The sequence below is a fragment of the Pseudomonas sp. DCA-1 genome (genome assembly GCF_046523955.1).
In the GTDB taxonomy this organism is placed as follows: domain Bacteria; phylum Pseudomonadota; class Gammaproteobacteria; order Pseudomonadales; family Pseudomonadaceae; genus Aquipseudomonas; species Aquipseudomonas putida_Y.
In genome coordinates this window covers 5,522,940-5,535,752 of sequence record NZ_CP169881.1, presented here as the reverse complement: position 1 = coordinate 5,535,752, position 12,813 = coordinate 5,522,940, and the positions used below count along the sequence as shown (strand labels likewise).

Sequence of the window (12,813 nt, the reverse complement as noted above, 5' to 3'; positions counted from 1 at the left end):
CCCAGTGGTAACCCGTGATCGGCAACGCTAGCGATTGCTGTAACGGCCATGCTTACCGTGTGCAGGCATGGCCTGGTTGCCCCGTGTGGCGATCATCTGTTGCAGCGTGATCAGTTCGATACCCAATTGCTTGAGCCGTGGAATCTGCCTTTCCAGCACCGCTAGCGTTTGCGGGTAGGGGTGGCCGATCAACACGGCCGAGCCTTGCTTGCGGGCCAGCGCAATACCCTGTTGCAGCTGAGCGTCGATGGCTTCCGGTGTGCGCACGTCATCCAGAAATACATCCCGCGACACATGCGCCACATCGTGTGCTTGAGCCTCGGCCGCGGCGACCGTGGCGGCGCTGGTGCGGCTGTCGACGAAGAACAGTTGGCGCCGCTGCAGCTCGCCCATCAACCACGCCATGGGTTCACGCTGTGCGGTCATGCGGCTGCCCATGTGGTTGTTGATGCCGGCGGCGTAGGGCACCTTGACCAATGCTGCGTCCAGGCGCCGCGCCAGTTCTTCGATGGCGATGCCCGGGTGCCAGGCATAGGGCCCGCTGGCCGGGTCCATGGGCATGTGCAGGATTACCGTCTTGCCGGCCTTGTGCGCCTGGCGTGCGAAGTCGGTGGCATGGGGGGTGTCGGGCATGATCGCCATGGTCACCGGCCCGGGCAGCGCCAGGGTACGGCTGTCACGCTCGGGGCTCTGGCCCAGGTCGTCGATGATGATGCTCATGTAGGCGGTGTTGGCCGGCGCCGCTTGCGCGATTCCGGCCATCAGGCAAAACAACAGACACAGCAGATAACGCATAGGGTAGATCAGTCGCCCTTGGTGATGTTCAGGCCTTTGAGCAGGCTCAGAGCCTGGCTCAACTGGAAGTCGTCATCCTGCGGGCGTTCCTTGCGCTTGCTGCTGCCGGTCGGGCGGTCGGCGCCGCCGTTGCCGTTGCCCAGGTGGCCCTGCAGGTCGGCCTCCTTGAAGCTTTCGGTGTCGGCCTCGGCGGTGAGCTTGGCCTGGCGCACTTCGATGTCCGGGACGATGCCCTGGGCCTGGATCGAACGGCCGTTGGGGGTGTAGTACAGCGCAGTGGTGAGCTTCAGGGCGCGGTCGTTGGCCAGTGGCAGCACGGTCTGCACCGAGCCTTTGCCGAAACTGTCGGTGCCCATCAGCACGGCGCGCTTCTGGTCCTGCAGGGCGCCGGCGACAATCTCCGATGCCGATGCACTGCCACCGTTGATCAGTACCACCAGCGGCACGCCTTCGCTGGCATCGGCCGGGTCGGCCGAGAATCGCAGCTCGGAGTTGGCGATGCGGCCCTTGGTGTAGACGATCAGGCCTTTGGTCAGGAAGTGGTCGGCTACTTCCACTGCCGACTGCAGCACGCCGCCCGGGTTGTTGCGCAGGTCCAGCACTACCCCGCGCAGCTTCTTGCCGTTGTCCTTGCGCAGCTTGGCCAGGGCCTTGCCCACTTCGTCACCGGTCTTGACCTGGAACTGGGTGATACGGATGTAGCCGTAATCGTTCTCCAGTAGCTGGCTCTTCACGCTCTTGACCTGAATGACTGCGCGGCTCAAGGTCACGTCAAACGGGGTGCCGCCGTCGCGCACCAAGGTCAGGGTGATTTTCTCGCCGACCTTGCCGCGCATCTTGTCGACCGCCTCGGTCATGGTCTGGCCGCGGGTCGGGGCGCCATTGATCTTGACGATCAGGTCACCAGCTTGCACGCCGGCCCGCGAGGCAGGGGTGTCGTCGATTGGCGAGACCACCTTGATGAAGCCGTCTTCCTGGCCTACTTCAATGCCCAGCCCGCCGAACTCGCCGCTGGTGCTTTCCTGCAGCTCCTGGAAGTCCTCGGGGCCAAGGTAGGCCGAGTGCGGGTCAAGATTGCTTAGCATGCCCTTGATGGCGTTCTCCAGCAGGGTCTTGTCGTCTACCGGTTCGACGTAGGCGGCCTTGATACGGTCCAGAACCTCGGCGAAGGTGCGCAGTTCTTCCAGCGGCAGTGGCGCCTTGGCGGTCACCTCGGTGGCTGGCACTGCGGCGACCTTGGCCGGCTCTGCGGCGGTGGCCAGGGGCGCGCCGACCGCCAGGGCGATGGACAGGGCCAGCTGGGTGAGACGAGGCGAGTGCAGCATGTCGAACGAACTCCTGATCCTGTAGGTGCTCCTTGGGGAGCATCGGTGCAGCACTCAAGCTGCGCCGTAGAAATTTGACTAGCCTCGGCACCACTGCGAAGGGTCGGTAGGGCGGCCCTGCTGGCGGATAGCGAAGTACAAGCCTGCCGCTTCCTGGCCACCGCTGTTGCCAACGGTGGAAATGGCCTCACCGGCCTTGACGATATCACCGGCATTCTTGAGCAGGCTCTGGTTGTGGCCGTACAGGCTCAGGTAACCGTTGCCATGGTCGAGAATGACCAGAAGCCCGGCGCCGCGCAACCAGTCCGCGAATACCACACGCCCGCCGTGCACGGCACGTACCTGAGTGCCCGGTGTGGCGCTGATCATCACCCCGTCCCACTTGGCGCGGGCGTCGCTGCCGCGGGCATCACCGAAGCGTGCCAGCAGTCGACCATTGACTGGCCATGGAAGTTTGCCTCGCGCAGCAGAAAATGCGCCGCCGTAGTTCGCGCCATCGCTGGAAACCATCGGCCCGAGGGTGGTGCGGGCCTTTTTCGGCGGCTCCGCTGGCTCACGGGCCTGGTCGCGGGCAGCCGCAGCGGCCAGCGCTTCCTGCTTGCGGCGCTTTTCCGCTTCCTGCTGCGCCAGCAGGGCCTTCTTGCGCGCTTCTTCAGCTTCACGGGCCTGGCGGGCGAGTGTTTCCTCGATGGTTTTCAGGACCTTGGCCAGGTCGGCCTGGTCCTGTTCGCGCGCTTGCAACTTTTGACCGCGGTCCTTTACATCGCTGTTGAGCTTGGCCAGTACCTGCTGGCGCTTGGCGCGCTCGGTTTCCAGCTCTTGACGGCGGCTGTCGAGGTCGGCGCGCTGGGCCAGCAGCTGTTGTTGCTGGCTGGAAATTTCCTGTTCGACGTTGGCCAGTTGGCGCAAGGTCTCGTTGAAGGTGCGCAATTGCTCCAGGCGCGCCTTGCTCAGGTAGTCGTAATAGGTGAGGGTGCGGGCGAACTTCTCGGGGTTCTGCTGGTTGAGCAGCAGCTTGAGGTATTCCTCGCGACCGTTGTTCTGGTAGGCCGAGCGGGCCTGAATGGCGATCAGTCGTTGTTGTTCAACGCGGGCGCTCTGGAGTTTTTTTTTCTCGGTATCAAGGCGCTCCAGCTCGCCTTCAGTCTTTTTTAGTTCTTGCTGCAGGGCCTCCACCTGCTTTTCGAGGTTACCGATGTCGGTTTCGGTGGTTTTGAGGTCCTTTTGCACACCGGCCTTTTCTTCCTGGAGCTTGCTCAGCGTCTTCTTGAGCTCGGCAATGTCCTGGCGGGTGGCATCCAGTTGCTGCTGGGTCTGCGCGCGCTCATCGGCGAAGGCCGGGCTGAGCAGGCAAGACAGGGCTAGGAGGATCAGGGCGCGAAGCATGGGGTTTGGCGTACCAAGGATGGAGACTGGCCTAGTATGCCCGCGTGGGCAGGCAAAAAAAACGCCTCGCTGCGGATGCAGGGGGGCGTTTGTCTGGAATTCATGTGCAATTGGGGCTGCAACGCAGCCCCTTTCGACATTCAGGCGTCGACCAGAATCGAGGTGCCGGTCATTTCCACCGGCTTTTCCAGCCCCAGCAGCTTCAGCATGGTAGGCGCCACGTCGGCCAGCACGCCGCCCTCACGCACTTTCACGTTGCGCTTGCCCACATAGATGAATGGTACCGGCTCGGTAGTGTGTGCGGTGTGCGCCTGGCCGGTGCACTCGTCTTCCATTTGTTCGACGTTGCCGTGGTCAGCGGTGATCAGTGCTTCGCCGCCCACCTTGTCCAGCGCGTCGACAATGCGCCCTACACAGGTATCCAGTGCTTCGACGGCCTTCACCGCAGCTTCGAACACGCCGGTGTGGCCGACCATGTCGCCGTTGGCGTAGTTGACCACGATGACGTCGAAGCGCTGCTGTTCGATGGCTTCGACGATGCGATCGGTCACTTCCGGTGCGCTCATTTCCGGTTGCAGGTCATAGGTGGCGACCTTCGGCGACGGGATCAGGATGCGCTCTTCGCCTTCGAACGGCTCTTCGCGGCCACCAGAGAAGAAGAAGGTGACGTGGGCATATTTCTCGGTTTCGGCGATGCGCAGTTGGGTCTTGCCGTTTTTCGCCAGGTATTCGCCCAGCACGTTGTTCAGGCTGGACGGCGCAAAGGCCGCCGGTGCCGGAATCTTCGCCGAATACTGGGTCAGGCCGATGTACGCTGCCATCTTCGGCAGGCGCGCACGGGCGAATTCCGTGAAGTCTGGCTCTACAAATGCACGCGACAGTTCGCGAGCACGGTCGGCGCGGAAGTTCATGAAGATCACGGCATCGCCATCTTCGACCTTGACTGCTTCGCCAATGCGCGTGGCTTTTACGAATTCGTCGCTCTCGTCACGGGCATAAGCGGCTTCCAGGCCTGCCAGAGCCGTGTCAGCGGTGTACTCGGCAGCGCTGTCGACGATCAGGTTGTAGGCGGCGCTGACGCGGTCCCAGCGGTTGTCGCGGTCCATGGCGTAGTAGCGGCCGATCAGGCTGGCGATGCGGCCCTTGCCCAGTTTGGCGAAGGTGGCGTCGAGCAGTTCGATGGACGACTGCGCGCTGCGTGGCGGGGTGTCGCGGCCGTCGAGGAAGGCGTGCAGGTAGACCTTTTCGGCACCACGCTGCGCGGCCAGTTCGGCCATGGCCACCAAGTGGTCCTGGTGGCTGTGTACGCCACCATCGGACAGCAGGCCGAGGATGTGTACGGCCTTGCCAGCACTGGCTGCCTTGTCTACAGCACCGGTCAGCACCGGGTTTTCAAAGAACTCGCCGTCGCGGATGGCCTTGGTCACCCGGGTGAAGTCCTGATAGACGACGCGACCTGCGCCGAGGTTCATATGACCGACTTCGGAGTTGCCCATCTGCCCGTCCGGCAGGCCGACATCCATGCCCGAGCCGGAAATGAGGCCATGCGGCTGGGTGGCGCACAGGCGGTCATAGACCGGTTTATTGGCGGCAAAGATGGCGTTGTGTTCGGGGATATCGCTATGGCCGAAGCCATCCAGGATAATCAGGACCAGAGGTTTGGGCGTGCTCGTCATCAATCAAACTCACGGTTGTTCAAAGATGATAAAGACACGCATTTTAGGGCAAATACGCCACCCGCGGCGAATATTCGTCCCATTCCACCGACCGGCGCACCTGTGCTAGCAACATGAAGGTGGTTTTGTGGCCGGCCCGCCGGGCTTTGGTGGCACCAAGGGGCTGTGTATACTGGCCGGCATTTTCAATCGCCTGGAACACCGCTGATGGTTGCTCACCTGATTCAATTCGCGACAGATCACTACATCCTGGTTGCGATCTTCCTCATTCTGCTGGTCCTGTTGCTCATCAATGAAATCCGTCGTGGTGGCCAGAGCCTGACTAATGGCCAACTGACAGCCCTGGTCAATGCCGAGAAGGCCCTGGTGATCGACATTCGCCCGGCCAAGGAATACTCCGCTGGCCATATCGTCGGCGCGGTGAACATCCCGCAGGACAAACTGGCCAACCGCATGACCGAGTTGGGCAAACATAAAGAGAAGACCCTGATTGTCGTCGACGCGATGGGCCAGCAGTCCGGCACTATTTGCCGCGAGCTGCTCAAAGCTGGTTACAACGCCGCCAAACTGAGCGGTGGCGTTTCCAGTTGGAAAGCCGATAACCTGCCCCTGGTGAAGTGATATGAAGCCTGTCATCGTCTATTCCAGCGACTACTGCCCCTACTGCATGCGCGCCAAGTACCTGCTCGAGAGCAAAGGCGTGGCCTTCGAGGAAATCAAGGTCGACGGCAAGCCGCAGGTTCGCGCCGAGATGAGTCAGAAAGCCGGCCGTACGTCTGTGCCGCAGATCTGGATCGGCAGCACCCATGTCGGTGGATGCGATGACCTCTATGCCCTGGAGCGCGCCGGCAAGCTCGACGCGCTGCTGGCGGCCTGATTTGCACTGCATTCAAAAACATTAGGATAAGGATCTGACATGACTGACCAACAGACCAACGGCGCTGCTGCAGAAGACAACAGCCCGCAGTTCTCCCTGCAACGCATCTATGTGCGCGACCTGTCGTTCGAGGCCCCGAAAAGCCCGCAGATCTTCCGTCAGACCTGGGAGCCAAGCGTTGCCCTGGACCTGAACACCAAGCAGAAATCCCTGGAAGGCGACTTCCATGAGGTCGTGCTGACCCTGTCGGTTACTGTCAAGAACGGTGACGAAGTGGCTTTCATTGCTGAAGTGCAGCAGGCCGGTATCTTCCTGATCGCCAACCTCGATGCGCCTTCGATGAGCCACACCCTGGGTGCGTTCTGCCCGAACATCCTGTTCCCTTATGCCCGTGAGGCCCTGGATAGCCTGGTGACCCGCGGTTCGTTCCCGGCGCTGATGCTGTCGCCGGTCAACTTCGACGCCCTGTACGCGCAAGAAATGCAGCGTATGCAGGAAGCGGGTGAAGCGCCGACTGTGCAGTAATAACTGCCTGTATCCAGAAAGCGCCTCTCGGGGCGCTTTTTTGTTGCCTGTGCGGGCCTCTTCGCGGGTAAACCCGCTCCTACAGGGGATCGCGCCGTTTCCTCGGCTTGTGTAGGAGCGGGTTTACCCGCGAAGAGGCCCGTACGGGCAAAACATCAGCTCCCGGCAAACCCGTTCTGCCGCCACGCCTCATACACCGTCACCGCCACGGTATTGGACAGGTTCAGGCTACGGCACCCCGGCCGCATCGGCAGGCGCAGGCGATGCTCGGCCGGCAGGCTGTCCAGCACCTCGGCCGGCAACCCGCGGCTCTCTGGCCCGAACAGGAAGGCGTCGCCCGGCTGGAAGGCCACTTCGTGGAACGGGTGCGAGCCCTTGGTGGTAAAGGCGAACAGCCTTGGGTTGCCAAGGCTTTCCAGGCATCTGGCCAGGCTCTCGTGGCGCTTGAGCGTGGCATACTCGTGGTAGTCCAGCCCTGCGCGGCGCAGGCGCTTGTCATCCAGTTCGAAGCTGATGGGTTCGATCAGGTGCAGGGCGCAGCCACTGTTGGCGCATAGACGAATGATGTTGCCGGTATTCGGCGGAATTTCTGGTTGAAAAAGGATGACGTGAAACATGCACGGCTCCAAGCGTGAAGATGACGGGCATTCTACCCCTGAACCGGACGTGCGTTCGAAGGCCTTCCCACGGGTGATGCTGTCGTTGGCGATCGTCGGCTTGATGGTGGGGCTGATGATCGGTCGCCTGACTACGCCTGACGAGCGCGAGCTGCAGCAGGTGCAGGTGATGCAGGATGGCCTGGAGCTTTGGTTCAACGAAGAGCCCAAGCTGCATGGCGAGAACGTGGAAGGGACGGTGGCGTTGCTGTTCCAGGCCCAGGGCAAGGCTCAGCAAGGGCAGCTTAGCCTGCTGGGCAAGCCGGTGAGCTGGCGGATACAGCACAGCAAGGAAGGTTTGTTGCTGACGGTGGTGGCCGCGCGCCCCCTGCACGGCGAATGGGCCGGTGCAGAGGACGCTGGGCGCTGGCGGGTGCAAGTGAAACTGCACGAATAAAAGAGGGGATATCCCGGCCTGCCTGTACCAGGGTCCCCGAAAGGGGTACTGCGTATAAAGGGGGGATGTCCCGGCCTGCCTGTACCGAGGTCCCCAAAACGGGCGGTGCTGCGTATAAAAGAGGGGTTCACCCGGCCTGCCTGTACCAGGGCCCCCGAAATTGGAGATGTATTGCTTATTGCAGGGGGCGTGCCAGTTTTGCAAAGCCCGTGAATACTGGGCTTTGAGGACGAATTGGCCGGCTTTTGAGGGGATTTGTGCCTTCGTGAGGTGCATCGGGCACAGGATCGGTGCATCGGGGGGCTGAAATGACTGGGGCCGCAAAGCGGCCCCAGAGGTCTACGGATTAACCCGGAGCTCAGTGGTCATCACCTTCCTCATCATCCCCTCCCGCCACATTCATCCCCAATTCCTTGATCTTGCGCGTCAGAGTGTTACGCCCCCAGCCCAGCAACAGCGCGGCATCCCGCCGGCGTCCGGCGGTATGCTTGAGTGCCGTCTCGATCATGATGCGTTCAAAGCTCGGCACTGCGCTGTCCAGCAGGTTGGTCTGGCCGCGCGTTAACGCCTGGTCGGCCCACTGGCGCAGGGCCTGCTCCCAGTTGGTTACCGGCGCGGCGTCTTGTGGCAGGTTCAGCAGTTCTGGCGGCAGGTCGCCGATCAGCACTTCACGGCTGGAGGCCATCACGGTAATCCAGCGGCAAGTGTTCTCCATCTGCCGCACGTTGCCCGGCCATGGCAGGTTGCGGATGAACTCTTCAGTCTCCGGCTTGAGGATCTTCGGCTCGACTGCCAGCTCCTGGGCGGCCCGGGCAAGGAAGTGGCGGGCGAGGGCGGGGATATCTTCGCGGCGGTCGGCCAGGCGCGGAATATGGATGCGGATCACGTTCAGCCGGTGGAACAAGTCCTCACGGAACTTGCCGGCCTGCACCAGTGACTCCAGGTTCTGGTGGGTGGCGGCGATGATGCGCACGTCGACCTTGACCGGCACGTGGCCGCCCACGCGGTAGAACTCGCCATCGGCCAGTACACGCAGCAGGCGGGTCTGGGTGTCGGCAGGCATGTCCCCGATTTCATCGAGGAACAGCGTGCCGCCATCGGCCTGCTCGAAACGGCCGCGACGCAAGTTGGCAGCACCTGTGAAGGCACCTTTCTCATGGCCGAACAGCTCCGACTCCATCAAATCCTTGGGGATGGCGGCCATGTTCAGGGCAATGAACGGCGATGCTGCGCGCGGGCTGTGCCGGTGCAGGGCGTGGGCCACCAGTTCTTTGCCGGTGCCGGACTCGCCGTTGATCAGCACGGTGATGTTGGAGTGGCTGAGGCGTCCGATGGCGCGGAACACCTCCTGCATCGCCGGGGCTTCACCAATGATTTCCGGGGTGCGCGCCAGGTTCTGTGGCACATCCAGGCCTTGCTGCTCCTGGGCGTGCTGGTTGGCGCGCTTGACCAGCGATACCGCTTCGTCGACGTCGAATGGCTTGGGCAGGTACTCGAAGGCACCGCCCTGGTAGGAAGCCACGGCGCTGTCCAGGTCGGAGTGGGCGGTCATGATGATGACCGGCAGGCGTGGGTGCTGCTCGCGGATCTGCGCCAGCAGGTCGAGGCCGCTGGTGCCAGGCATGCGAATATCGGAAATGATCACGTCGGGTTGCTGGCGTGCCAGGCGCCCCATGACACCGTCTGCGCTGTCGAAGCTCTGGGTGGTCATGCCTTCCTGTTGCAGGGCTTTTTCCAGGACCCAGCGGATGGAGCGATCATCGTCGACGATCCATACGGTTTCACTTCGGCTCATGAGGCGGTGGCTCCTTGTTCCAGAGGCAGGTAAATCGAGAAGGCGGTATGGCCTGCGTGGCTTTCACACTCGATCAGGCCCTGGTGCTGGCTGATGATGTTCTGGGTAATGGCCAGGCCAAGCCCGGTACCGTCCGGGCGGCCACTGACCATGGGATAGAAGAGGGTGTCCTGCAGTTCTGGCGGGATGCCCGGGCCGTTGTCGATGATCTCTACCCGCGCTACCAGGCGGTGACGAACGTGGCCGATGGTGAACTGGCGCAGGGCGCGGCTGCGCAAGGTGATGCGACCCAGGCGCAGTTCATTCTGCGAGCTGATCGCCTGCATGGCGTTGCGCACGATGTTGAGTACGGCCTGAATCATCTGTTCTCGGTCGATCAACACGTCCGGAAGGCTTGGGTCGTAATCGCGCACCAAAGTGATGCACCCCTGGCTTTCGGCATCGACCAGGCTGCACACCCGCTCCAGCACTTCGTGAATATTGGTCATGGCCAGCGACGGCAGCTTGTTCGAGCCGAGCATGCGGTCGACCAGGTTACGCAAGCGGTCGGCCTCTTCGATGATCACATTGGTGTAGTCGCGCAGCCCTTCCTCGGGCAGTTCGCGGGCCAGTAGCTGGGCCGCTCCGCGGATGCCGCCAAGGGGGTTCTTGATTTCGTGGGCCAGGCCGCGCACCAGCATCTTGGTGGTTTCCTGCTTGCTCAGTTGGGCCTCTTCCTTGGTGATGCGCAGCAGCCGGTCCCGCGGATGCACTTCGAGCAACAGCAGGGTCTGGCCTTGATGCAGTATCGGCGTTACCGCGTAGTCGACGGTGATGGTCTGCCCGGTCAGCGATGTGAGCTGCGCTTCACGCTTGGTGAACGGGTGCGCCTGCTCGACCGCCTGGCGCAGCGAGCTGAGCGCTTCGGTCGATTCGGTGAACAGCTCGCTGATGAATTGCCCATGGCTGCGCTGGCCACTGACGGCCAGCAGCATTTCTGCGGCCGGGTTCATGTACTCCAGGCGCAGCTCGGCGTTGAGCAGCAACGTGGCGGTGGTCAGGTTGTCCAGAAGCAGACGGTGCTGTGCATCGCTGATGGTCATAAGGCGTCGTTGACCTCTTTTGGCGCTTGCCTGGCACTGCTTTGGCCAGGGCCGGACGCGGGGTGGATCCACTGATGCGAGACTCTGGAAAAGAAAATGCAAGAAACAAACCAAAGCTCCGAAAAGAAGCGGGATTTGCCGATAAAGGCCTGAATCTGCGCAAATTCGGACCATAAAGTCTTGATGAAACGTTTAAGTTGAACCAGATTGGGGAGCAAATGAGGGCATGGTATGAATTGGTGCACCAAGATAGAGCATAGCGTGACAGGCGGGGTTGCAGTGCTTCTGCTTGGTGCGCAGAAACGAAAACGGCCTCCCGGAGGAGGCCGTTGTGATCATGTCATCGGCGCGAGGCGCCAATCAGATCAGCAGCTGTAGTACAGCTCGTATTCCAGCGGGTGTACGAAGGTGCGGACCTTGATTTCTTCTTCGCTCTTCAGCTCGATGAAGGCATCGATGAAGTCGTCGGAGAACACGCCGCCCTTGGTCAGGAACGCACGGCCTTTATCCAGCTCTTCCAGAGCTTCTTTCAGGCTGCCGCACACTTGCGGGATGTTCTTGGCTTCTTCTGGCGGCAGGTCGTACAGGTTCTTGTCGGCCGCGTCGCCTGGGTGGATCTTGTTCTGGATGCCGTCCAGGCCAGCCATCAGCAGGGCCGCGAAGGCCAGGTACGGGTTGGCCGATGGGTCCGGGAAGCGTGCTTCGATACGGCGGGCTTTCGGGCTGCCAACGTAAGGAATACGGATCGAGGCGGAACGGTTGCGAGCCGAGTAGGCCAGCATTACCGGGGCTTCGAAGCCTGGAACCAGACGCTTGTAGGAGTTGGTCGACGGGTTGGTGAAGCCGTTCAGGGCCTTACCGTGCTTGATGATACCGCCGATGAAGTACAGGGCGGTGTCGGACAGGCCGGCATAGCCTTCACCCGAGAAGGTGTTCTTGCCGTCTTTCCAGATCGACATGTGCACGTGCATGCCCGAGCCGTTGTCGCCGTACAGTGGCTTCGGCATGAAGGTGGCGGTACGGCCGTAAGCGTCGGCAACGTTGTGCACGACGTATTTCAGCGCCTGTACTTCGTCAGCCTTCTTCACCAGGGTGTTGAACTTGACGCCGATTTCGTTCTGGCCGGCAGTCGCCACTTCGTGGTGGTGAACTTCAACGGTCTGGCCCATTTCTTCCAGAGCGTTGCACATGGCAGTACGGATTTCGTGGTCGTGGTCGAACGGCGGAACCGGGAAGTAGCCGCCTTTCACGCCTGGACGGTGGCCTTTGTTGCCGCCTTCCACGTCAGCGCCGGTCATCCACGAGCCCTGCTCGGAGAAGATCTTGAACATCGAGCCGGAGATGTCCGACTGGAACTTCACTTCGTCGAAGATGAAGAACTCAGGCTCTGGGCCGGCGAATACGGTGTCACCGATGCCGGTGCTCTTCAGGTACTCTTCGGCGCGCTTGGCGATTGCACGTGGGTCGCGATCGTAGCCCTGCATGCTCGACGGGTCGACGATGTCGCAGGTAATGATCAGGGTTGGCTCTTCGGTGAACGGATCCAGAACGGCGGTTTCGTCAACCGGCATCAGGATCATGTCGGAGGCTTCGATGCCTTTCCAGCCAGCGATGGAGGAACCGTCGAACATCTTGCCGACTTCGAAGAAGTCTTCGTCCAGCGCATCACGCGACGGCATGGTCACGTGGTGCTGAGTGCCTTTGGTGTCCGTGAAACGCAGATCAATCCACTTGACGTCATGATCTTTGATGAGTTGAACCGACTTCGACATGTTGTCCTCCGGATGGTCTAGAGCGCGGTGGGCCGCTGCCCTGGAAAAAGGGTGTTGCCGGGCGCGGATAGTCGGCCAAGCTTACCTGCCTCACAAGGGAGCAAATTGCATGCCAGTGCCCGAAAATGGCGAGGTTGGGATAAAAGGGGGCGTTTGCGGGCATTTGGCGTTGGGGTAGGCTGAGAAAGTGCACTCTTAAGATGCGAATTTTGGAGGTGGCGCACCATTAGGGTGCACGCCTTGGTTTTTGTGGTGCCCGTGAGACCGAGCGCCGCCCGCGCGGCGCATCGCGAGCAAGCTCGCTCCTACATCTGTTTCGGGCCAATTATTTCTGGGGGATTTGCGCGCGAACGCCTTGGCGCATGGCGCGATATCGCGTCGTACAAACAAGGCGGTCGCGCGCGCCTGTCGCAGGCGTAACTGGCCCGAAACAGACGTAGGAGCGAGCGCAGCTCGCGATGCGCCGCGCGGGCGGCGCTCGGTCTCACGGGCACCAAAAAATCCGGCTCTGACATTTATCTCAAAGC

At 61.7% G+C, this 12,813-nt stretch carries 12 protein-coding genes; 4 read left to right on the top strand and 8 right to left on the bottom strand.

Annotated features, from left to right (window positions below; translation table 11 throughout):
- Nucleotides 1-27 precede the first annotated feature (27 nt).
- The 4 genes from ACE4QZ_RS25990 to gpmI all read right to left on the bottom strand — a co-directional run bounded on the left by ACE4QZ_RS25990 (nt 28) and on the right by gpmI (nt 5,182).
- Nucleotides 28-795, bottom strand: coding sequence for a divergent polysaccharide deacetylase family protein (locus tag ACE4QZ_RS25990; protein ID WP_274118724.1), 768 nt, complete (start codon nt 793-795; stop codon nt 28-30).
- Nucleotides 796-803: 8 nt separating this feature from the next.
- Nucleotides 804-2,120, bottom strand: a complete 1,317-nt coding sequence (locus tag ACE4QZ_RS25985) for a S41 family peptidase (RefSeq protein ID WP_021783709.1) — start codon at nt 2,118-2,120, stop codon at nt 804-806.
- A gap of 78 nt (nt 2,121-2,198) precedes the next feature.
- Complete coding sequence (locus ACE4QZ_RS25980) at nt 2,199-3,506, bottom strand: murein hydrolase activator EnvC family protein (protein ID WP_021783710.1); 1,308 nt, start codon at nt 3,504-3,506, stop codon at nt 2,199-2,201.
- A 140-nt stretch (nt 3,507-3,646) separates the two neighbouring features.
- Entirely contained in the window at nt 3,647-5,182 is a 1,536-nt protein-coding gene (gene gpmI, locus ACE4QZ_RS25975; protein WP_279934643.1) for a 2,3-bisphosphoglycerate-independent phosphoglycerate mutase, read from the bottom strand.
- 207 nt (nt 5,183-5,389) lie between these two features.
- On the opposite strand from gpmI, the gene ACE4QZ_RS25970 reads away from it, so the two are divergent.
- Genes ACE4QZ_RS25970 through secB form a run of 3 tightly spaced genes read left to right on the top strand, consistent with a single transcriptional unit; the run spans nt 5,390 to nt 6,584 of the window.
- Entirely contained in the window at nt 5,390-5,803 is a 414-nt protein-coding gene (locus tag ACE4QZ_RS25970) for a rhodanese-like domain-containing protein (RefSeq protein ID WP_010955605.1), read from the top strand.
- A gap of 1 nt (nt 5,804) precedes the next feature.
- Nucleotides 5,805-6,059 carry a glutaredoxin 3 gene (grxC, locus tag ACE4QZ_RS25965; protein WP_003249204.1) on the top strand — a complete coding sequence of 85 codons (255 nt, stop codon included), beginning with the start codon at nt 5,805-5,807 and terminating at the stop codon, nt 6,057-6,059.
- A 39-nt stretch (nt 6,060-6,098) separates the two neighbouring features.
- A complete protein-coding gene (gene secB, locus ACE4QZ_RS25960) occupies nt 6,099-6,584 on the top strand; it encodes a protein-export chaperone SecB (protein ID WP_003249206.1) in 486 nt (161 codons plus the stop codon).
- Between the two features lie 155 nt (nt 6,585-6,739).
- Here the strand turns inward: secB and trmL are convergent, their stop codons facing one another.
- Entirely contained in the window at nt 6,740-7,201 is a 462-nt protein-coding gene (gene trmL / locus ACE4QZ_RS25955) for a tRNA (uridine(34)/cytosine(34)/5-carboxymethylaminomethyluridine(34)-2'-O)-methyltransferase TrmL (protein WP_021783712.1), read from the bottom strand.
- Between trmL and ACE4QZ_RS25950 the strand changes: the two genes are divergently transcribed.
- Complete coding sequence (locus ACE4QZ_RS25950) at nt 7,200-7,637, top strand: hypothetical protein (RefSeq protein ID WP_021783713.1); 438 nt, start codon at nt 7,200-7,202, stop codon at nt 7,635-7,637. The two genes, trmL and ACE4QZ_RS25950, sit on opposite strands and share 2 nt — an antisense overlap.
- A 358-nt stretch (nt 7,638-7,995) precedes the next feature.
- Here the strand turns inward: ACE4QZ_RS25950 and ntrC are convergent, their stop codons facing one another.
- The 3 genes from ntrC to glnA form a co-directional block, all read right to left on the bottom strand.
- Nucleotides 7,996-9,432, bottom strand: coding sequence for a nitrogen regulation protein NR(I) (gene ntrC / locus ACE4QZ_RS25945; RefSeq protein ID WP_021783714.1), 1,437 nt, complete (start codon nt 9,430-9,432; stop codon nt 7,996-7,998).
- Nucleotides 9,429-10,514, bottom strand: coding sequence for a nitrogen regulation protein NR(II) (glnL, locus tag ACE4QZ_RS25940; protein WP_003249215.1), 1,086 nt, complete (start codon nt 10,512-10,514; stop codon nt 9,429-9,431). The genes ntrC and glnL overlap by 4 nt, the downstream gene beginning before the upstream one ends.
- 365 nt (nt 10,515-10,879) lie before the next feature.
- A complete protein-coding gene (gene glnA, locus ACE4QZ_RS25935; protein WP_021783715.1) occupies nt 10,880-12,286 on the bottom strand; it encodes a type I glutamate--ammonia ligase in 1,407 nt (468 codons plus the stop codon).
- Nucleotides 12,287-12,813 lie beyond the last annotated feature (527 nt).